General features: G+C 71.7%; 20 protein-coding genes and 1 riboswitch. Of the genes, 10 read left to right on the plus strand and 10 right to left on the minus strand.

Features of this window, described 5'->3' with window-relative positions; all coding sequences use genetic code 11:
* Positions 1 to 798, minus strand: a 798-nt coding sequence (locus tag AB0O29_RS23740; RefSeq protein WP_365154468.1) for a hypothetical protein, incomplete at its 3' end; no start/stop codon positions are given.
* A 128-nt stretch (positions 799 to 926) separates the two neighbouring features.
* Between AB0O29_RS23740 and AB0O29_RS23745 the strand changes: the two genes are divergently transcribed.
* Positions 927 to 1,229 (plus strand): hypothetical protein, encoded by a 303-nt coding sequence (locus AB0O29_RS23745; protein WP_365154417.1) that lies wholly within the window; start codon positions 927 to 929, stop codon positions 1,227 to 1,229.
* A 5-nt stretch (positions 1,230 to 1,234) separates the two neighbouring features.
* A complete protein-coding gene (locus AB0O29_RS23750) occupies positions 1,235 to 2,425 on the plus strand; it encodes a glutathionylspermidine synthase family protein (RefSeq protein WP_365154418.1) in 1,191 nt (396 codons plus the stop codon).
* Between the two features lie 37 nt (positions 2,426 to 2,462).
* Here AB0O29_RS23750 and rocD read toward each other — a convergent pair whose 3' ends face one another.
* Entirely contained in the window at positions 2,463 to 3,668 is a 1,206-nt protein-coding gene (gene rocD, locus AB0O29_RS23755) for an ornithine--oxo-acid transaminase (RefSeq protein ID WP_365154420.1), read from the minus strand.
* 116 nt (positions 3,669 to 3,784) lie between these two features.
* Positions 3,785 to 3,875: riboswitch (ZMP/ZTP riboswitch) on the plus strand.
* Between the two features lie 35 nt (positions 3,876 to 3,910).
* Here rocD and glyA point away from each other — a divergent pair.
* The 4 genes from glyA to AB0O29_RS23775 all read left to right on the plus strand — a co-directional run bounded on the left by glyA (position 3,911) and on the right by AB0O29_RS23775 (position 8,111).
* Positions 3,911 to 5,179, plus strand: a complete 1,269-nt coding sequence (glyA, locus tag AB0O29_RS23760; RefSeq protein WP_365154422.1) for a serine hydroxymethyltransferase — start codon at positions 3,911 to 3,913, stop codon at positions 5,177 to 5,179.
* Between the two features lie 100 nt (positions 5,180 to 5,279).
* On the plus strand, positions 5,280 to 6,293 hold the full coding sequence (trpS, locus tag AB0O29_RS23765) for a tryptophan--tRNA ligase (RefSeq protein ID WP_365154424.1): 1,014 nt from the start codon (positions 5,280 to 5,282) through the stop codon (positions 6,291 to 6,293).
* Between the two features lie 124 nt (positions 6,294 to 6,417).
* Positions 6,418 to 7,005, plus strand: a complete 588-nt coding sequence (locus AB0O29_RS23770; RefSeq protein ID WP_365154426.1) for a 2'-5' RNA ligase family protein — start codon at positions 6,418 to 6,420, stop codon at positions 7,003 to 7,005.
* Positions 7,006 to 7,184: 179 nt separating this feature from the next.
* The gene (locus AB0O29_RS23775; RefSeq protein ID WP_365154428.1) at positions 7,185 to 8,111 is read left to right on the plus strand and encodes a YihY/virulence factor BrkB family protein; all 927 of its coding nucleotides are present in this window, start codon (positions 7,185 to 7,187) and stop codon (positions 8,109 to 8,111) included.
* Here AB0O29_RS23775 and AB0O29_RS23780 read toward each other — a convergent pair.
* Positions 8,068 to 9,321, minus strand: a complete 1,254-nt coding sequence (locus tag AB0O29_RS23780; RefSeq protein ID WP_365154429.1) for a D-alanyl-D-alanine carboxypeptidase — start codon at positions 9,319 to 9,321, stop codon at positions 8,068 to 8,070. The genes AB0O29_RS23775 and AB0O29_RS23780 overlap by 44 nt on opposite strands.
* 121 nt (positions 9,322 to 9,442) lie before the next feature.
* Here AB0O29_RS23780 and AB0O29_RS23785 point away from each other — a divergent pair, with 121 nt between their 5' ends.
* The 3 genes from AB0O29_RS23785 (at position 9,443) to AB0O29_RS23795 (ending at position 12,697) form a co-directional block, all read left to right on the plus strand.
* Positions 9,443 to 9,685: a hypothetical protein gene (locus AB0O29_RS23785; RefSeq protein WP_365154431.1), complete on the plus strand. Its 243-nt coding sequence runs from the start codon at positions 9,443 to 9,445 to the stop codon at positions 9,683 to 9,685.
* Positions 9,682 to 11,013 carry a metallophosphoesterase gene (locus AB0O29_RS23790; protein WP_365154433.1) on the plus strand — a complete coding sequence of 444 codons (1,332 nt, stop codon included), beginning with the start codon at positions 9,682 to 9,684 and terminating at the stop codon, positions 11,011 to 11,013. The genes AB0O29_RS23785 and AB0O29_RS23790 overlap by 4 nt, the downstream gene beginning before the upstream one ends.
* 118 nt (positions 11,014 to 11,131) lie before the next feature.
* Entirely contained in the window at positions 11,132 to 12,697 is a 1,566-nt protein-coding gene (locus AB0O29_RS23795; protein ID WP_365154434.1) for an ABC transporter substrate-binding protein, read from the plus strand.
* Here the strand turns inward: AB0O29_RS23795 and AB0O29_RS23800 are convergent.
* Entirely contained in the window at positions 12,684 to 13,232 is a 549-nt protein-coding gene (locus AB0O29_RS23800) for a MarR family transcriptional regulator (protein WP_365154436.1), read from the minus strand. The genes AB0O29_RS23795 and AB0O29_RS23800 overlap by 14 nt on opposite strands.
* Positions 13,233 to 13,341: 109 nt before the next feature.
* Between AB0O29_RS23800 and AB0O29_RS23805 the strand changes: the two genes are divergently transcribed.
* Positions 13,342 to 14,574 (plus strand): MFS transporter, encoded by a 1,233-nt coding sequence (locus AB0O29_RS23805; RefSeq protein WP_365154438.1) that lies wholly within the window; start codon positions 13,342 to 13,344, stop codon positions 14,572 to 14,574.
* A gap of 16 nt (positions 14,575 to 14,590) precedes the next feature.
* Here the strand turns inward: AB0O29_RS23805 and AB0O29_RS23810 are convergent, their stop codons facing one another.
* The 6 genes from AB0O29_RS23810 to sdhC form a co-directional block, all read right to left on the minus strand.
* A complete protein-coding gene (locus tag AB0O29_RS23810) occupies positions 14,591 to 15,325 on the minus strand; it encodes a TetR family transcriptional regulator (protein WP_365154440.1) in 735 nt (244 codons plus the stop codon).
* 106 nt (positions 15,326 to 15,431) lie between these two features.
* Positions 15,432 to 16,619: a serine hydrolase domain-containing protein gene (locus tag AB0O29_RS23815; protein ID WP_365154442.1), complete on the minus strand. Its 1,188-nt coding sequence runs from the start codon at positions 16,617 to 16,619 to the stop codon at positions 15,432 to 15,434.
* Between the two features lie 153 nt (positions 16,620 to 16,772).
* On the minus strand, positions 16,773 to 17,531 hold the full coding sequence (locus AB0O29_RS23820; protein WP_365154444.1) for a succinate dehydrogenase iron-sulfur subunit: 759 nt from the start codon (positions 17,529 to 17,531) through the stop codon (positions 16,773 to 16,775).
* On the minus strand, positions 17,531 to 19,285 hold the full coding sequence (sdhA, locus tag AB0O29_RS23825) for a succinate dehydrogenase flavoprotein subunit (protein WP_365154446.1): 1,755 nt from the start codon (positions 19,283 to 19,285) through the stop codon (positions 17,531 to 17,533). The genes AB0O29_RS23820 and sdhA overlap by 1 nt, the downstream gene beginning before the upstream one ends.
* Before the next feature lie 23 nt (positions 19,286 to 19,308).
* Positions 19,309 to 19,791: a succinate dehydrogenase hydrophobic membrane anchor subunit gene (locus AB0O29_RS23830; protein ID WP_042810664.1), complete on the minus strand. Its 483-nt coding sequence runs from the start codon at positions 19,789 to 19,791 to the stop codon at positions 19,309 to 19,311.
* Between the two features lie 5 nt (positions 19,792 to 19,796).
* Positions 19,797 to 20,177, minus strand: a complete 381-nt coding sequence (sdhC, locus tag AB0O29_RS23835; protein WP_365154448.1) for a succinate dehydrogenase, cytochrome b556 subunit — start codon at positions 20,175 to 20,177, stop codon at positions 19,797 to 19,799.
* Positions 20,178 to 20,296: the final 119 nt, after the last annotated feature.

Below are 20,296 nucleotides of genomic sequence, written 5' to 3' on the forward strand. Positions count from 1 at the left end.
CACGGTTCGATCGTGCTGGGCAGCGGGGGCACCACGTCCACCCCGAAGCTGAGCTTCATCTCCAGCAGCCAGCTCGTCGAGGCCATCGCGGCCGATCACCGCCGCCGGCCCCACCGTCTCGCCCAGGACCAGCCCGGCCGTCGCCGCCGTCACCGAACCCCGCTGCAGGGCGGAGGTGAGCAGCAGGAACGCCGCCGCCCCGCCCAGCAGCAGCGCGTACAGCGCGGGGTTGCGCAGCTCCCGCAGGGAGAAGGAGTCGATGAGGCGGACGGCCACCTCCACCACCCCGAAGCCCGTCCCGGCGGCCAGCCCGAGCACCAGGGCGCGCGAGCCGTCCGGCAGCCGTCCCGCCACCGCCCCCACCAGCAGCACCAGCCCCGCCACCGCCAGCAGCCCCAGCTTCAGGGCGAGCGTTCCGGCCCGGTCGCCCTCCTCACCGGAGGCCAGCCCCAGCATCAGCAGCCCCGCGCACACCACCCCCACCGCACCCCACTCCCGCCGCGACAGCCGCACCCCCAGCAGCCGCGCCGCGACCACCGCCGTCACGGCCAGGCTCGCGGCCAGCGCGGCCCCCACCGCGTAGATGGGGACGTGCCGCAGGGCGATGATCTGGAGCACGAACCCGACCGCGTCCAGCCCCAGCCCCGCCAGGTACCGCCACTGCCGCACCGCCCGCAGGAACAGGGCGGTGTCCACCCCCGAGCCCGCGGCCCCCGGCCGCGCAGCCGCCCGGGCCGCCACCGCCTGGAGGACCGAGGCGGTACCGAAACACACTGCCGCGCCCAGCGCGCAAACCATTCCGATCAGCACGAAACCGACTCTAGGGCCCCCGCCGTGACAAGGGTGTGACGGTGGCCGGATTCCCTCCCCCGACACCCCCGCTCTAGTCTGTCGGGACCCACGCCACCCAGGGGGAGCGGAACACCATGGACACCAGCGACACCACCCGACGACGCATGCGCTCCGGCGCGGTCGCCCTCGGCGGCATGGGCCTGCTCGCCGCCACCCTCGTGGCCTGCGGCAGCAGCAGCGAGCCCGACAAGCGCTGCGCGTCCAAGTCCACGCTGGACCACCTCAACTCCAAGGAGTGCAAGAGCGGCGGCCGCGGCGCCTACTACTACGGCGGCACCGTCAGCAACGGCAAGGTGTCCGGCGGCAGCTTCGACAAGTCGGCCGTCACCCGCGGCGGCATCGGCGGCGGCAGCCACTCCAGCTCCTCCGGCGGCTGACCCGCATGGAGCGCCACACCATCGAACCCCGCCCCGACTGGCAGAAGACCGTCGAGGAGCAGGGCCTGATCTACCCCCTCACCCGCTTCCCCGACGACTCGCTGCGCCCCTACTGGGACGAGAGCGCGTACTACTCCTTCTCCCTCCCCGAGGTCGAGGCGCTGGAGAACGTCGTCGAGGAACTGCACGCCATGTGCCTGGCCGCGGCCGCCCACATCGTCGAGCACGACCGCTTCGCCGACCTCGGCATCACCGACCCCGAGGTCGCCGCGCTCATCGCCGAGTCCTGGCGGCGGCGCGCCGAACAGCCCTCCCTCTACGGCCGCTTCGACCTGCGCTACGACGGCTCCGGCAGCCCCGCCAAGCTGCTGGAGTACAACGCCGACACCCCCACCTCGCTGGTGGAGGCGGCCAGCCCGCAGTGGTTCTGGATGGAGGAGCGCTTCCCCGGCGCCGACCAGTGGAACTCCCTGCACGAGCGGCTCGTCGAGGCCTGGCGCCGGCAGGCCGAGCTGCTGCCGCCCGGACCGCTGCACTTCGCCCACTCCGAGACGGACGAGCTCGGTGAGGACCTGATGACGGTCGCCTACCTCCAGGAGACCGCCGAGCAGGCCGGGCTGGAGACGCACGCCCTGTCCGTGGAGACCATCGGCTGGGACGCCCTCTCCGGCCGCTTCGTGGACGAGAAGCTCCGCTTCATCCGCGGCTGCTTCAAGCTCTACCCGTGGGAGTGGCTCGTCGACGACGAGTTCGGCCCGCACGTCCTCGGCACCTACGACCACGGCGGCGGGACCGGCACCACCGCCTGGATCGAGCCGCTGTGGAAGATGCTGCTGGCCAACAAGGCGCTGCTGGCGATCCTCTGGGAGCTCTTCCCCGAGCACCCGAACCTGCTGCCCGCCTACCTCGACGGGCCCCGCGAGCTCGCCGAGACCGGCGGGTACGCCGCCAAGCCCCTGCTGGGCCGCGAGGGCGCCGGCGTCACCCTCCACGAGCCGGGCGGGGAGCCCTTCGTACCGGCCGAGGAGGAGACGTACGTCTTCCAGGCGCTGGCCCCGCTGCCCGACTTCGACGGCAACCGCGTGGTCCTGGGCGCCTGGGTGGTCGAGGAGGAGGCGGCCGGACTCGGCATCCGCGAGTCGGCGGGCCCGGTCACCGACGAGTACGCCCGCTTCCTGCCGCACGTCATCCTCTGACCGCCAGGGGGTGCCCGGCCGGGCACCCCCGACCCCGTCAGCCGGCGAGGACCGCCCGCAGCTGCTCCAGACCCCAGTCCAGGTCCTCCTTGGAGATCACCAGCGGCGGCGCGATCCGGATCGTCGACCCGTGCGTGTCCTTCACCAGGACCCCGCGCCCCATCAGCCGCTCGGAGATCTCCCGGCCCGTGCCGCGCGCCGGGTCGATGTCGACGCCCGCCCACAGCCCGCGCCCGCGTACCGCCGTCACCGCGCCGGACCCGGCCAGCAGGTTCAGTTCCCGGTGCAGGTGGTCGCCGAGCTCGGTGGCCCGCTGCTGGTACTCGCCGGTGCGCAGCATCGCGATCACCTCCAGCGCGACGGCGCAGGCCAGGGGGTTCCCGCCGAAGGTGGAGCCGTGCTCCCCGGGCCGGAACACCCCGAGGACGTCGCGGTCGGCGACGACGGCGGAGACCGGCACCACACCGCCGCCGAGCGCCTTCCCCAGGACGTACACGTCCGGGACGACGCCCTCGTGCTCACACGCGAAGGTCTTCCCGGTGCGGCCCAGGCCCGACTGGATCTCGTCCGCCATGAACAGCACGTTCCGCTCGCGCGTCAGCTCCCGTACGCCCGCCAGGTACCCGGGCGGCGGGACCAGCACGCCCGCCTCGCCCTGGATCGGCTCCAGCAGGACGGCGACGGTGTTGGCGGTGACGGCCTGGGAGAGCGCGGTGAGGTCCCCGTACGGGACGATCTCGAAGCCCGGGGTGTAGGGGCCGAAGTGGTCGCGGGCGTCGTGGTCGGTGGAGAAGCTGACGATGGTCGTCGTCCGCCCGTGGAAGTTGCCGGCCGCGACCACGATCTTGGCCTGTCCGTCCGGGACGCCCTTGACCTCGTACCCCCACTTGCGGGCCGTCTTCACCGCCGTCTCCACGGCCTCCGCGCCCGTGTTCATGGGCAGCACCGCCTCCTTGCCGCAGAGCGCGGCGAGTTCGGTGCAGAACTCGGCGAAGCGGTCGTGGTGGAAGGCGCGGGAGGTGAGGGTGACCCGCTCCAGCTGGGCCTTGGCCGCGTCGATCAGACGCCGGTTGCCGTGGCCGAAGTTGAGCGCCGAGTACCCGGCGAGCATGTCGAGGTAGCGCCGCCCCTCCACGTCGGTCATCCACGCGCCCTCCGCCGAGGCCACGACGACCGGGAGGGGGTGGTAGTTGTGCGCGCTGTGCTCGTCGGCGGAGCGGATGGCATCAGCTGTTCTCGACACGGGGTCTCCGATCGTCCGTCTGCTGGTGACGCGGGTGACATGGGTGGCGTCCTTTGTATCGTCGCTCGGATCGTGGACGCGGAAACCTCCCGGGTGCCGCGCCCGCTAAGGTGTTCGGTACGCACGGCGACTGGCGTACGGAGAACCAACTCCGGGGGAGTCGTGCGCGCACTACCGCACACAGGGCCGCTCGCCTGGGCCTCGCGGGGACGAGACCTGACATCGACCCCGGAGGAGCCGCGATGACCGCGCACCGCCAGCCCGCCCTGTTCGCCACCGACCCCGACCTCGCCGCGCTCGTCTCCGCCGAGGAGACCCTCCAGGCCGAGACGCTGCGCCTGATCCCCAGCGAGAACTACGTCTCCGCCGCCGTCCTGGAGGCCTCCGGGACGGTCCTGCAGAACAAGTACAGCGAGGGCTACCCGGGCCGCCGCTACTACGAGGGCCAGCAGAACATCGACCGCGTCGAGGCCCTCGCGATCGAGCGGGCCAAGGGCCTGTTCGGGGTGGACCACGCGAACGTCCAGCCGTACTCCGGCTCCCCGGCCAACCTGGCCGTCTACCTGGCCTTCGCGAAGCCCGGCGACACCGTGATGGGCATGGCCCTGCCGATGGGCGGGCACCTGACGCACGGCTGGGGCGTCTCGGCGACGGGCTCCTGGTTCCGGGGCGTCCAGTACGGGGTGCGGGCCGAGGACGGCCTGATCGACTACGACGCGGTGCGCGAGCTCGCGCTGGCGGAGCGCCCGAAGATCCTCTTCTGCGGCGGCACGGCGCTGCCCCGCACGATCGACTTCGAGGCGTTCGCGTCGATCGCGCGGGAGGCCGGTTCGATCCTCGTCGCGGACGTGGCGCACATCGCGGGCCTGATCGCGGGCGGGGCCCACCCCTCGCCGGTCCCGTACGCGGACGTGGTCTCCACGACCACCCACAAGACCCTGCGCGGTCCGCGCGGCGCGATGCTGATGTGCAGGGAGGAGCACGCGAAGGCCATCGACAAGGCGGTCTTCCCCGGCCTCCAGGGCGGCCCCCACAACCAGACGACGGCGGGCATCGCCGTCGCCCTGCACGAGGCGGCCCAGCCGTCCTTCACGGCGTACGCGCACGCGGTCGTCGCCAACGCGAAGGCGCTGGCGGCGGCGCTGCTGGAGCGCGGCTTCGACCTCGTCTCGGGCGGCACGGACAACCACCTGATCCTGATGGACCTGACCTCGCGGGGGGTGGCGGGGAAGATCGCGGCGAAGGCGCTGGACCGCGCGGGCATCGTCGTCAACTACAACACGGTGCCGTTCGACCCGCGCAAGCCGTTCGACCCGTCGGGCATCCGGATCGGTACGCCGTCGCTGACCTCCCGCGGCCTGACCGCGGACCACATGCCGGCGGTCGCCGACTGGATCTCCCGCGCGGTGGACGCCGCCGCCAAGGGTGACGAGCAGGCCCTGGCCGCGATCCGCGCCGAGGTGGCCGACCTCCTGGCGGCGTTCCCGGCCCCGGGCCTCCCGGTCGCGTAGTTCCATCGCCGGCGGGGCTGTCCACAGCCCCGCCAGCGATCGAGGCGCGGGGGGCCGGGGGCGGGGCCCCCGGGGGGCCGGTACCTGAGAGAATGGCGGCATGGCTTCTGACCGTCCTCGCGCGCTCTCCGGCATCCAGCCCACCTCCGGCTCGTTCCACCTCGGGAACTACCTCGGAGCGATCCGCCAGTACGTCGCCCTGCAGGAGACGCACGACGCGTTCTACATGGTCGTCGACCTGCACGCGATCACCATGCCGCAGGATCCGAAGGACCTCCGCGCGAACACCCGCCTCTCCGCCGCGCAGCTCCTCGCCGCCGGCCTGGACCCCGAGCGCTGCACGCTCTTCATCCAGAGCCACGTCCCGGAGCACGCCCAGCTCGCCTGGGTGATGAACTGCATCACAGGCTTCGGCGAGGCCAGCCGGATGACCCAGTTCAAGGACAAGTCCGCCAAGGGCGGGGTCAACAGCGCCAGCGTCGGCCTGTTCACCTACCCGATCCTCCAGGTCGCCGACATCCTGCTCTACCAGGCGAACGCCGTCCCCGTCGGCGAGGACCAGCGCCAGCACGTGGAGCTGACCCGCGACCTCGCCGAGCGGTTCAACCACCGCTACGGCCAGACCTTCACCCTCCCCGCCGCGCACATCGTCAAGGAGGTCGCGAAGATCTACGACCTCCAGGACCCCTCGATCAAGATGTCGAAGTCCGCCTCCTCCCCGAAGGGCCTGATCAGCCTCCTCGACGAGCCGAAGGCCACCGAGAAGAAGATCAAGAGCGCGGTCACCGACACCGAGGCCGAGATCCGCTTCGACGTCGAGAACAAGCCCGGCGTCAGCAACCTGCTCACGATCTACTCCACCCTCACGGGCGAGTCGATCCCCGCCCTGGAGGCGGCGTACGAGGGCAAGGGGTACGGCGCGCTCAAGACCGACCTCGCCGGAGTGATGGTCGACTTCGTCACACCCTTCAAGCAGCGCACGCAGGAGTTCCTGGACGACCCGGAGACCCTGGACGCCGTGCTGGCCAAGGGCGCGGAGAAGGCCCGGGCGGTCGCCGCCGAGACCCTGGCGCAGGCCTACGAGCGCATCGGGTTCGTGCCCGCCAAGCACTGACCGACCGAGGCCCCTGGCGGCCGAGGGGGTGCTGCCGCCACACTGAGGCGGCAGCACCCGATGCGATCGCGTCGATCCGACCACATCGACGTGACTACACACCAAGACGCGCGGAGGAGATCACGTGGGGACCGTAACGCTCGGCGTTTCGATCGCGGTCCCGGAGCCGTACGGCAGCCAGCTCCAGCAGCTGCGCGCCGGCTTCGGGGACGCCGCCGCGCACGGCATCCCCACGCACGTCACCCTCGTCCCGCCCACCGAGGTGGAGGCCGGGCGGCTGGCGGAGATCCGGGCGCACCTCGCCGAGGTCGCGCGGTCCTTCCCCTCCTTCGCGATGCGGCTGGAGGGGACGGGAACCTTCCGGCCCCTCTCCCCGGTCGTCTTCGTCCGGCTCGCCGAGGGCGTCGAGGGCTGCACCAGCCTCCAGGGCCGCATCCGCGACCCCGAGGGCCCCATCAGCCGCGAGCTGGCCTTCCCGTACCACCCGCACGTCACGGTCGCCCACGGGATCTCCGAGGAGGCCATGGACCGGGCCTTCACCGAGCTCTCCGACTACGCCGCCGGCTGGCAGTGCGCGGGCTTCGCCCTCTACGAGCAGGGCTCGGACGGGGTCTGGCGCAAGCTGCGCGAGTACCCCTTCGGGACCGCCGCGACGGCCGTCCCCGCGCAGTCGGGACCGTCCGGGGCCGACACCGCCATACGGCGCGCCTGACGCGACGGCCGCAGGCCCCGGCAGGCGCGGAAGGCGTGGAAGCGGAGCCTTCGCAGGACCAGGGCGTGGAACGGTCGGGGCGCGGCACGGGGCGCGGGGCGAAAAGTCACAATCGACGACCGTAATGCCCGAAAGCGGCAATCCCGACTATTTCCGGCAGCTCATTTACGGTGGCCCCCATGGACTGGCTGAAGAAACTCCCGGTGATCGGACCGCTCGTGTCGGCCGTCCTGAGGACGCACGCCTGGCGTTCGTACGAGCGCCTGGACCGGGTCCACTGGTCCCGGCTGGCCTCCGCGATCACCTTCATCAGCTTCCTCGCGCTCTTCCCGCTGATCACCGTCGCCGCCGCCGTCGGAGCCGCGACGCTCAGCCAGGACCAGCTGGACCGGCTCCAGAAGAGCCTCGGAGAGCAGGTCCCCGGCATCTCCGACCAGCTCGACCTCCCCGGCCTCGTCGCCAACGCGGGCACCGTCGGCCTCGTCGCCGGCGCGATCCTCCTCTTCACCGGAATCGGCTGGATCGGATCCATGCGCGACTGCCTGCGCGCCGTCTGGGAGAAGGACGACGAGGACCAGGGCAACCCGGTGGTCCGCAAGGGCAAGGACGCCCTGGTGCTGCTCGGCCTCGGCGGGGCGGCCCTCGCCTCGGCCGCCGCGTCGATCATCGGCTCCACCGCCGTCGGCAAGGTCGCCGAGCTCACCGGCATCCCGAGGGGCGGGGCGGGCGGGGCCCTGCTGCGGGCCGGGGCCTTCCTCGTCGGCGTCCTGGCGGCCTTCCTGCTCCTGCTCTACCTGCTGACCCTGCTGCCCGGGGTCGAGCCGCCGCGCGCCCGCCTCCTCCAGGCCGCACTGATCGGCGCGGCCGGCTTCGAACTGCTGAAGCTGCTGCTCAGCGGCTATATGCGCGGGGTGGCCGCCAAGAGCATGTACGGGGCCTTCGGCGTGCCGATCGCCCTGCTGCTGTGGATCAACTTCACGGCGAAGCTGCTCTTGTACTGCGCCGCCTGGACCGCGACCCGGGACGACGAGGCGCGGGAGGAGGCGCAGGAGGAGGGGCCCGCTACGAACCCTGGCCCCGCCGGCCCCGCGGCCAGCGGCGGTTGACCACGTAGGCCCCGCCCGCCACTACGGCCAGGGCTCCGCCCGCGATGCCGAGCGCGGTGCCGAGACCGCCGCCCGAGGCGGGCGGGCCGTCCGCCACCGGGGTGTTCTCGTGGGACTTCGCCGGGGAGCCGAAGGGGCGGGTGTCCGCGCTCTTCGGGGGTACCAGCTCACCGACCGGCTTGACCTTGCCGGCCGCCGCGAAGCCCCAGTCGAAGAGGTCGGCGGTCTCCTGGTAGACCGAGTTGAGCCCGCCGTGCTCCGGGTTCATCACCGTGACCAGCAGCTTCTTGTCCCCGCGCTGGGCCGCGCCGGTGAAGGTGGAGCCGGCCATGGTGGTGTTGCCGTTCTTCACCCCGGCGATGCCCTTGTACGGGGCGATGCCGCCGGCGCCGGTCATCAGCCGGTTGGTGTTCTGGATCTCGAAGAACTCCCGCGGCTTGCCCGCCTCCTGGACGCCCGGGAACTTCGCCTGGGCGGTGCCGCAGTACTCGCGGAAGTCCTGCTTCTGGAGTCCGGAGCGGGCGATGAGGGTGAGGTCGTAGGCGCTGGAGACCTGCTCGGGGGCGTCGTAGCCGTCGGGCGAGATCACGTGCGTGTCCAGGGCCTGGAGTTCCTCGGCGTGCGCCTGCATGTCCTTGACGGTCTTCTCGACGCCGCCGTTCATGGCCGAGAGCACGTGCACCGCGTCGTTCCCGGAGCGCAGGAACACCCCGAGCCACAGGTCGTGGACGGAGTAGTCGTGGTCCTCCTTGACCCCGACCAGGCTGCTGCCGGGGCCGACGCCGTCCATGTCCTGGCCGGTGACGTGGTGCACCTGGTCCTTGGGCAGGGCGGGCAGCACGGTGTCGGCGAAGAGCATCTTCATGGTGGACGCCGGGGGCAGCCGCCAGTGGGCGTTGTGCGCCGCGAGGACCTCGCCGGTCTCGGCGTCCGCCACGATCCAGGACCGGCCGGTGAGGTTCGCGGGCAGTGCGGGCGCCCCGGGCAGGAGGTTGACCTGGGTGCCGGGCTGGCCGAGCCGGGCGCCGCCGACCGTGGACATCGAGGGGGGCGGCGCGGGTGCCGCCGGGGCCTGCCCGGGCCGTCCCTTCCCGTCCGCCGCAGGGGGCGTCGTCGCCGCGCGCGCGGGCGCGGTGGAGGCCTGGACGAGGATCGCCGGAACCAGCAGCGCGGCGGAAAGGACCGTCAGAGCGGTCTTCTTGGCAGACACGCAGGTGAACGTACATCCCGATCTGCTGCCCGGCGTCGCGGACCGGCCAACCGGGGCGAACCACCCCCGGTACGGCCCACCCCGCCGCGTCCGTCCTGGGGACGAATCCGATACTGGGGACATGAAACTCAGCCGTACCGCGTCCTGGTTCCTCGCAGCGTTCGGAGCTTGGTCCTGGGTGATCTGGTCCACGTTCGTAAAGAACCTCTTCAATGACGCCAGCGGTCTGGCTTTCGACGACGGTCGGCCCACGGCCTACTTCTGGGTCCACCTCCTCCTCGCGGTGACCTCCTTCCTCCTGGGGACGGCCGTCGGAGTGATCGGGTTGCGCAGCCTGCGCGTACTGCGGCGCGAATCACGATGACCGTGTTTGTGGTGATTGTGGCGGTGGTCGCGGTCCTGGCGCTGCTGGGACTGGTCCATCGGTGGCTGTGGGTGCGGCTGGTCCGCGACACCACCCGCGCGGGCGGGCCCGCGCGGCGGGCCGGGACGGTCCTCGCCTTCGCGCTGCCGCTGCTCTCCCTGGCCGCCCTGACGGCGGGCCGGGCCGGCGCCCCGTTCTGGGTCCAGCGGCTGGTGGCCTGGCCGGGCTTCATGTGGCTCGCGGTCCTGCTGTACCTGACGCTGGCGATGCTGGTGGGGGAGCCCGTCCGCCGCCTGTGGCTCCGCCGGATCGCCCGCGACACCGCCGCCGGGGCCCTTCCGGCCCCCGCCGAGGTGCCCACGTCCCTGCCCGGCATCCAGGCGGACACCGCCGAGGCCGTCCCCGCAACGGCCCCGGCCGCCGCTGAAGCCGCAGCCGAACCCGCCGCCGCAGCGGCCCCGGCCGGGCGGGGGAGCGGTGCCCCGGAGCCGGCCGGCGCCGGGGTCAGCCGCCGGGTGTTCGTCGCGCGGACCGTCGGCGGGGCCGCCGTCGCCGCCGCCGGGCTGACCGTCGGGAACGGGACGTACGGGGTGCTGCGCGGCCCGCGCGTCAAGCGGGTGCAGGTGCCCCTCGCCCGGCTGCCCCGCGCGGCCCACGGCTTCCGGATCGCCGTCGTCAGCGACGTCCACCTCGGCCCGATCCTGGGCCGCGCCCACACCCAGCGCATCGTCGACACCGTCAACCGGACCCAGCCCGACCTCATCGCCGTCGTCGGCGACCTCGTCGACGGCAACGTCCACGACCTCGGGCCCGCCGCCGAACCCCTGCGCGCACTGCGCTCCCGCCACGGAGCCTTCTTCGTCACCGGCAACCACGAGTACTTCTCCGGCGCCCGGCAGTGGGTCGACCACGTCCGCGAACTCGGCCTGGTCCCGCTGGAGAACGCCCGCCGCGAGCTGCCGTACTTCGATCTCGCCGGGGTCAACGACGTCCAGGGGGAGAAGGAGGGCGAGGGCCCCGACTTCCAGGCCGCGCTCGGCGACCGCGACCGCTCCCGCACCTCCGTGCTCCTCGCCCACCAGCCGGTGGTGATCGACGACGCCGTCCGCCACGGCGTGGACCTCCAGCTCTCCGGCCACACCCACGGCGGGCAGCTCTGGCCGGGCAACTACCTCGCCGAGCTCGCCAATCCGACGGTGGCGGGCCTGGAGCGGTACGGGGACACCCAGCTCTACGTCTCCCGGGGCGCCGGCGCCTGGGGGCCGCCGGTCCGGGTGGGCGCGCCGTCCGACATCACCGTCGTCGAACTCGCCTCATACCAGACCTGACCGTGCGGGACAGGGGCAACACGCCTCTTCCCGTGGCCGGATTTCCGTGATTGGCTGGCTGGCGGTCGTCCGATAGTCGGATAGGCCGTTCGTTTACCGGGGGGCCGGGGGTATGGGGATGGGGACGGGGTCTGTCCGCACGAGGGTGATCGCGGTCGGGCTGATCCTCGCCGCCGCGGGCGGCGCGGCGGCCTGGAAGCTGCTGCCCCTCGGCGAAGAGGGGCACGGCGCGATCCGGGTGGGGACCACCGACACGGTCTCCGCCCTGGACCCGGCCGGGGCGTACGACGCCGGTTCCTGGGCCCTGTACAGCAACGTCTACCAGTCGCTGCTGACCATCAAGCCCGGCTCCGACACCCCCGTCCCGGACGCGGCGTCCTCCTGCGCGTTCGTCGGGCAGAAGCTGACGACCTACCGGTGCGAGCTGCGCCCCGACCTGACCTTCGCCGGCGGCCGCCAGGTCACCGCCGACGACGTGAAGTTCTCCTTCGACCGGATCAAGCAGATCAACTCCGACCAGGGTCCGGCCCCGCTCTTCAACACCCTGGCGTCGGTCAAGGCCGAGGGCCGCAGCGTCACCTTCAACCTCTCCGCCCCCGACGCCACCTTCCCGTTCAAGATCGCGACGGGCGCCGCCTCCATCGTGGACAAGGACCGGTACCCGGCCAAGGCGCTGCGCGAGGACGGCAAGGCCGACGGCTCGGGCCCGTTCACCCTGACCGGCTACAAGGCCCGTACGAGCGCCGAGCTCAAGCCCAACCCGGCGTACAAGGGGCAGGCCAAGCCCGCCCGGTCCGCGGTGACGGTCCGCTACTTCAAGGACTCGGCCCAGCTGGACCAGGCCTGGAAGGACCACCAGATCGAGGTGGCGCACCGCGACATGCCACCGGCGGTGCTCGCGGCCCTCAACCCCGGTCTGAAGGACACCCGTTACCAGACCTCGGGCGGTACCGAGGCCCGGCACATGGTCTTCAACGTCCGCCCCGGCTCCACCGTCCAGAAGCCGGCCGTCCGCCAGGCCATCGCCGCCGCCCTGGACCGGTCGAAGATCGCGAGCGACGTGTACCGGGGCACGGTCACCCCGCTTTACTCCCTCGTCCCGGCGGGCATCGCCGGGCACAGCACGCCGTTCTTCGACACCTACCCCTCGCCCAGCGGCGCGACCGCCCGCAAGCTCCTCGCGGACGCGGGCGTCGCCACACCGGTGTCCGTCACCCTCGGGGTCAACACCCGCGGGGCGAACCTGGCCGAGGCCGACGAGATCAAGCGGCAGCTGGAGTCGACCGGCCTCTTCCAGCTCCAGATCAAGCCGGTCGACGCGTGGGAGGACTTCCAGAAGGCCTACGCGGCCGGCCAGTTCGACGCCTACACGATCGGCTGGATCGCCGACTTCCCGGACGCGGACAACTTCCTCGCCCCGCTGGTCGGCAAGGACTCCAGTATGAACAACGGCTTCTCCGACAAGGCCGTCGAGGACCTCATCGCCCGCACCCAGTCCTTCCAGGACCGCGGCGAGGCCTCCAACGACTTCCGCGAGCTCCAGAGGCTGGTCTCCCAGCAGATCCCGCTGCTCCCGATCTGGCAGAAGAAGGACTACGTCCTGTCCCGCGAGTCCGTCACCGGCCTCCAGTACCTCTCCGACGGCACGGGCGTGTGGCGCCTGTGGGAGCTCAACTGGCTGTAGCGGGACCGATGGTGTCCCCGTGGGCCACCAGCAGGGTGCGCAGGGCCGTGGCCAGGGTCTCGCACTCCGCGCGGTCCAGCGGGGCCAGCAGGCGCGCGTAGTGGGCCAGGTGGCCCTCCATCACGGAGTCGGCCAGCGCGTGGCCCTCCTCCGTCAGGCGGATGCGCACCGACCGGCGGTCGGCCCCGTCGCGGACCCGCTCGACCAGGCCCTTGGCCTCCAGGCGGTCGATCCGGTTGGTGATCGCGCCCGAGGTCACCATCGCCGCGGGCAGCAGCGCCCCGGCGGTCAGCGCGTAGGGCGGACCTGACCGGCGCAGGCTGAGCAGGACGTCGAACTCCCCGACCTCCAGGCCGTGTTCGGCGGTGAACGCCTTGAGGTACTTGTCGATGGTCCGGTTCATGCGCTGGATCCGGGCCAGCACCTCGACGGGCCACAGCGCCTCCGCGAGGTCGGGGCGCTCCTTCTCCCAGAGGCCGACGACGGCGGCCACCATGTCCTGCTCTCCGGCCTGATCTTCGCGGGGCTCTTCCATGCCCCAAGAATACCTCAACGTTAAGACACTTGACGTTGAAGGGGTCTGCCTGTTTTTATCTCAACGTTGAGATTGTCAAGGTTGAGACGTGAAGGGGAGTGGGTCATCCATGACGGTCACCGCCACCACCGGGAGCCGCACCGACAGGGGTGTCGCCAGCGCCGCACCGGGCCCCGTCCCCGTGCTCTGGCTCGCCCTGCTGGCCACGCCCATCGCCGCCGGCGCCAACGCGCCGGTGCTGATCCTCCCCGACATGGCCCGCTCCCTCGGGGTGCCCGCCGCCACCGCCGCCTGGCTGCTCACCGCCTTCGGCTGGGCCATGGCCGTCGGCACCCCGCTGATCGCCGCGATCCTGCGCCGCCGCGGCCTGGCCGCCGTACTCCGGCTGGCCACCGCCCTCGTCCTGGGCGGGACCGTGCTCGTCGCCGTTTCCCCCTGGCTCCCGCTCACCCTGCTGGGCCGCTGCGCCCAGGCCGCCGGCGGCGCCGGACTGGTGACGGCTGCCATGAGCCTGGCCGGGTCCGCCCGCCGGATGGGCGTCATCAGCGCGGGCTTCGGCATGCTCGGCGCGGCCGGACCCCTGCTCGGCCGGACCCTCGCGGACGCCGCCTCCTGGCGGGTCGCGCTCGCCGTCCAGGCCGTCTCCCTGCTGGCGGTACCCGTCGTCCTGCGCCGCGCCGCAGGCGGGGTCCCCGCCGCCGCGGGCCGCTTCGACGCCCGGGGCGCCGCCCTGCTGACGGGGCTCGCCACCGCCCTCGTGCTGCTGCCGACCCAGCCCCTGGCCGCCCTGGGCGCCGCGCTCGCCGCCGCCGTCCTGCTCGCCCTGCACGTACGCCGCCGCCCCGACGGGTTCGTGCCCGTCGCGCTGCTGCGCCGGCCCGTGTTCGTCGTCTCCGCGCTGCTCGCGCTGGCCCTGTCGGCCTCCTACTTCACCCTGCTCTTCTCGGTGCCCCGACTGCTCGCCGACCGCGCCGGATGGGACGCCGGCACCGCCGGGGCCTGGCAGCTGGTCGCGCTGCTCACCGGGTCCGCCCTGTCCTGGCTGCTCGCCGCCGCCTCGGCGCGGATGGGCCGCGCGGCCGTCCGCACGGTGCTCGTCACGGCCGGGGCCGCCGCCGCGCTCACCGGGGTCCTCGCCTCCTCCGGCGCGCTGCTGGTGATCGCCACCGGGGTGGCCGTGTTCACCGCCACCGGCGCCAACGGGGTCCTGTCGACCCACGCCGTGTCCGCCGCCCCCGACGAGGCCCACCGGCCCGGCGCCATCGGCCTGTTCACCCTCTGCTACCAGCTCGGCGGCGCCTTCGGCCCGGCCGTCGCGACGCTCCTCGTCCTCGGCTCCTGAGCCCGCCCCCGCCCGCTCAGCCCTCCTCGGGCCTCGGGTCGGACGCCCGCCCGCCGCCCCGCGACACCGCCGTCTGGGCCATGCCCGGCAGGAAGTCCGCGAACAGCTCGTGCACCTCCCGCACCAGCGGCCGCAGCACCCGGAACCGGGCCAGGACGATGCCCCGCGTGGTCAGCTGCGCGCCCCGCTCGGCGAGCCGGCGCGTCTTCTCACTGTCCGGCGAACGGTCGAAGACCCAGTACAGGACGAGCCCCATCTGCGAGAGCCACATCAACTCGGGCAGGACGTCGGCCAGTTCGGCCGGGACCTTGGTCTTCGCCCCGGCGAGCACCTCTCGGTGGATGTCGATGGCCGCCTGACGCGCCGGTTCCGATTCCGGGGAGAAGGGGCTCAGCGGACTCTCCGGGTCCGCCGCGTTCTTGAAGAACTGCGAGGCGAACTCGTGGTACGGCGCGGCGATGTCCAGCCAGCTCGTCAGCACTCCGGCGAGCCGCTTCTGGAGATCGGCCTCCTGGTCCAGGATCGGCCGGACCGCCGCCTGGTGGGCCGCGCCGATCCGGTCGTAGAACCCCTGGACCAGGTGCTCCTTCGACTCGAAGTAGTAGTAGGCGTTGCCGACCGAGACCCCGGCCTCCTTGGCGATGGCCCGCATGGTCGTCTTGTCGAACCCGCGTTCCTGGAACAGCCGGAGCGCGGTCTCGAGAATGAGCGTGCGGGTCTGCTCGCTCTTGGGAGCCTTCTGATCTGTCACGGTGTCCGACCTTATCGGGCACCCGGACCGCGATCGTCACAGGCCGGTTCACCCGGCTCCGCTTCGGACTTGGTCCGTACCGCGTCCGGAGGGCGGGCCGCCGTGCTCAATGCGACGGGCGCAGCGTCAGCGGATGGTCCGGGGCGAGCCGGTTCGCGAGCGCGACCAGGACGTCCGTGCTCGCGTTCTGGACCGTGCTGCCCCGGCCCTGCGTGGCCACCGTCGCGATCGCCAGCTTCTTCGCCGGCAGATAGGCCACGGTCGCCGCGTACCCGGCGAAGGAGGGGTTCTGCAGGATCCAGTCGCCCCGCACCACCAGCCCCAGCGCGTACGAGGTACCCGGCTCGACCGTCGACACCGGCGTGAGCTGCGCCTTGTGCGAGCGCGGGCTCAGCAGCTTCCCCTCGCCGATCGCCGCGAAGGACTTCGCCACGTCCGCCAGCGTGGACGACATCACCGCCCCCGGCGCGATCGTCCAGGACGGGTCCCAGTACGTGGAGTCCTCGAACACCTTGCGCTCGTTGTCGAAGGCGTGCAGCACCGGCGCGGGGATCTCGGCGGTGGTCGGGTTGGCGGTCCCGGTCAGCCCCAGCGGCTTGATGATCTCCTCGCGCATCACCTCGGCCAGCGGCCTGTCCCGCACCCGGGCGATGACGTCGCCCAGGATCTGCCAGTTGGCGTGCGAGTACGCGAAGCCCGACCCGGGCGCGCGCACCAGGGGCCGGTCCACGGACATCTTCACCAGCTCCTGCGGAGTCCACTGCCGGAACGGGTTCTCGTACAGGGCGGCGATGAACTTCGGGTCCCGGACGTAGTCGGCGTAGCCGGAGGTGGTGGAGGCCAGCATCCGCAGCGTGATCGCGTCCGCGTGCGGCAGGTCGGGGCGCCAGCGGGAGACGCTGTCGTCCAGCGAGACCTTCCCCTCGTCGACCAGCTTGAGCAGGACGGTCGTCAGGTAGGGGATCGCGACGGCGCCGTTGCGGAAGCGCATGTCCGGGGTGGCGGGGATCCCGGTCATCGTCTCCCCGGCCGCGACGGAGGCGACCCGCTCGCCGCCGCTCCACACCTCGGCCATGGAGGCGGTCAGCTTGTACTTCGCCAGCGACTCGCGCACCTGCCGATCGGCGAAGCCGGCCGTGTCCCCCGGCAGACAGGCGCCGCCCCGGGAGACCTGCCCGGCCGGACAGCCCGGCTCATCGCCCGCGGCCGCGGGACCCCCGCAGCCGGACAGCAGCGAGGCCCCGAGGACCAGGGTCAGCAGCGGCGGCGCGGACTTCACGGAACGACGGCGCATGGCTGCCTCCAGCGGCTCGGAGCGCTTCCCTCGGAGGCTAGCCCCGCGCCCCCGCCCCGGCGCGCCCGAGCGGTCCGAGGGGGTGACACCCCGGCAACGCCCGAGGCCCGCACCCCGGGAAGGGGTACGGGCCTCGGGCGCGGACGGGCGGAATCAGAAGCGGCGCGTGATCAGCGCACGCTTCACTTCCTGGATCGCCTTCGTGACCTCGATGCCACGGGGGCACGCGTCGGTGCAGTTGAAGGTCGTGCGGCAGCGCCACACGCCGTCCTTGTCGTTCAGGATCTCCAGCCGCTGCTCGCCGGCCTCGTCACGCGAGTCGAAGATGAAGCGGTGGGCGTTGACGATCGCCGCCGGGCCGAAGTACTGGCCGTCGTTCCAGAACACCGGGCACGAGGACGTGCACGCGGCGCACAGGATGCACTTGGTGGTGTCGTCGAAGCGCTCGCGGTCCTCGGCGGACTGCAGGCGCTCGCGCGTCGGCTCGTTGCCCTTGGTGACCAGGAACGGCATGACGTCCCGGTACGCCTGGAAGAAGGGCTCCATGTCGACCACGAGGTCCTTCATCACCGTGAGGCCCTTGATGGCCTCGACCGTGATGGGCTTCTCCGGGTTGATGTCCTTGATCAGCGTCTTGCAGGCGAGCCTGTTCTTGCCGTTGATCCGCATCGCGTCGGAGCCGCAGATGCCGTGCGCGCACGACCGGCGGAAGGTCAGCGTGCCGTCGAGGTCCCACTTGATCTTGTGGAGACCGTCGAGCACGCGCTCCTTCGGGTCGATCTCGATCTGGAAGTCCTGCCACTCCGCCTCGGCCGAGACCTCGGGGTTGTAGCGGCGGATCCGGAAGGTGACCGTGATGTTGTGCGAGGCCGCGGCCTCGGCCTCGACCTTGTCCAGGGTGGGGGTGGCCATCAGTACTTACGCTCCATCGGCTGGTAGCGGGTGACGACGACGGGCTTGTAGTCCAGGCGGACGGAGTCCTTGCCGTCGGCGCCGACCTCGCGGTACGCCATGGTGTGGCGCATGAAGTTGACGTCGTCGCGGTTCGGGTAGTCCTCGCGGTAGTGACCGCCGCGGGACTCCTTGCGCGCGAGGGCGGACACGGCCATGACCTCGGCCAGGTCGAGCAGGTTGCCCAGCTCGATGGCCTCCAGCAGGTCCGTGTTGAAGCGCTTGCCCTTGTCCTGGACGGACACGTTCTTGTAGCGCTCGCGCAGCTCCGCGATCTTCTCGACCGCGGTCTTGATGGTCTGCTCCGTACGGAACACCATCACGCACGCGTCCATCGTCTCCTGGAGCTCCAGGCGCAGGTCGGCGACCCGCTCCTGGCCCGTGGAGTTGCGCAGCCGCTCGACCAGGTCGACGACCTGCTGCGCCGGGTTCTCGGGGAGCTCGACGTAGTCGTTCTCCTGCGAGTACTTGGCCGCGGCGATGCCGGAGCGCTTGCCGAAGACGTTGATGTCCAGCAGCGAGTTGGTGCCCAGGCGGTTGGCGCCGTGCACCGACACGCACGCGACCTCGCCGGCCGCGTACAGGCCCGGGACGACGGTGGTGTTGTCCGACAGGACCTCACCCTCGACGTTGGTCGGGATGCCGCCCATGGCGTAGTGCGCGGTGGGCTGGATCGGGATCGGGTCCGTGTACGGCTCGATACCGAGGTAGGTGCGCGCGAACTCCGTGATGTCCGGGAGCTTCGCGTCGAGCTGCTCCGGCGGGAGGTGCGTCAGGTCCAGGTACACGTGGTCGCCGGCCGGACCGCAGCCGCGGCCCTCGCGGATCTCGGTGTAGATGGAGCGCGAGACGACGTCACGGGACGCGAGGTCCTTCATGACCGGCGCGTACTTCTCCATGAAGCGCTCGCCGTCCTTGTTGCGGAGGATGCCGCCCTCACCGCGGGCGCCCTCCGTCAGCAGGATGCCCATGCGCCAGATGCCCGTCGGGTGGAACTGGAAGAACTCCATGTCCTCCAGCGGCAGGCCGCGGCGGTAGCAGGCCGCCTGGCCGTCACCCGTCAGGGTGTGCGCGTTGGAGGTCACCTTGAAGAACTTGCCGGTGCCGCCGGAGGCGTAGATGACCGCCTTGGCCTGGAACACGTGGATCTCGCCGGTGGCGAGCTCGTACGCGACCACACCCGCGGACTTCTTGACGCCGTCCTCCTCGACCAGGAGCTGGTCCAGGACGTAGAACTCGTTGAAGAACTCCACGCCCTCCTTGACGCAGTTCTGGTACAGCGTCTGGAGGATCATGTGGCCGGTGCGGTCCGCGGCGTAGCAGGACCGGCGGACCGGGGCCTCGCCGTGGTTGCGGGAGTGACCGCCGAAGCGGCGCTGGTCGATGGTGCCGTCCGGGGTGCGGTTGAACGGCAGGCCCATCTTCTCGAGGTCGAGGACCGCGTCGATGGCCTCCTTCGCCAGGATCTCGGCGGCGTCCTGGTCGACCAGGTAGTCACCGCCCTTGACCGTGTCGAAGGTGTGCCACTCCCAGTTGTCGTCCTCCACGTTGGCCAGCGCGGCGGCCATGCCGCCCTGCGCGGCGCCCGTGTGGGAGCGGGTGGGGTAGAGCTTCGTCAGCACGGCGGTGCGGCTGCGCTTCGTCGACTCGATGGCGGCGCGCATGCCCGCGCCACCGGCGCCGACGATGACGGTGTCGTACTTGTGGATCTTCATCTGTTTCGCCTCAGCCCCGTTGCCTAGCGGATGTTCGGGTCGAAGGTGAAGATCACCAGCGTGCCCAGAAGGATGGTGAACACGGTGGCGGTGTAGAGCAGGCCCTTCAGCCACAGCCGCGTGTTGGCGCGCTCCGCGTAGTCGTTGATGACGGTACGCAGACCATTGGCGCCGTGCAGCATGGCCAGCCACAGCATCAGCAGGTCCCAGACCTGCCAGAACGGGGAAGCCCAGCGGCCGGCCACGAAGGCGAAGCCGACCTTGGAGACGCCGCCGTCCAGCACCAGCTGGATCAGCAGGTGGCCGATGACCAGGACGACCAGCACGATGCCCGAGAGGCGCATGAAGAGCCACGCGGCCATCTCGAAGTTGCCGCGGGTCGAGCGCGGCGTCTTGCCGGTGCGCTTGCGCGGGGCCTCGATGTAGGGCGCCGGGTTGTCGGCGTCGTAGAGGGACACGCCCTCTACGTCGCCGATCGCCTGGGCGGAAGAAGTGTCAGAAGACATGCGTGTCACTCCCCGAACAGAACGCGGTAGGCGTGGCCGAGGACGGGGTACAGGGCCCCGACCATCAGCACGATCCAGATGCCCACGACGCTCCAGAGCATCTGCTTCTGGTAGCGGGGGCCCTTGGACCAGAAGTCCACGGCGATGACACGGAGACCGTTGAGCGCGTGGAACAGGATTGCGGCGACGAGGCCGTACTCCAGCAGCGCGACGATCGGAGTCTTGTAGGTAGCCACGACATCGTCGTACGCCTCAGGGGAGACGCGGACGAGTGCGGTGTCGAGGACGTGTACGAACAGGAAGAAGAAAATGAGGACGCCGGTGACTCGATGAGCCACCCAGGACCACATTCCTTCCCGGCCGCGGTACAACGTTCCAGCCGGCACGGAAAACCCTCCGGAAGCGGGGCGGGGGCCAGCCGGCTTCTTTGTCGGTCGGGCCCGGCCGGGTACGGTCCACCGGCCCCGGACATCGTAGCGACGCTTCGTCGGTTCCCTTGCGCGGG

The sequence above is a fragment of the Streptomyces sp. NPDC089915 genome (genome assembly GCF_040684675.1).
In the GTDB taxonomy this organism is placed as follows: Bacteria; Actinomycetota; Actinomycetes; order Streptomycetales; family Streptomycetaceae; genus Streptomyces.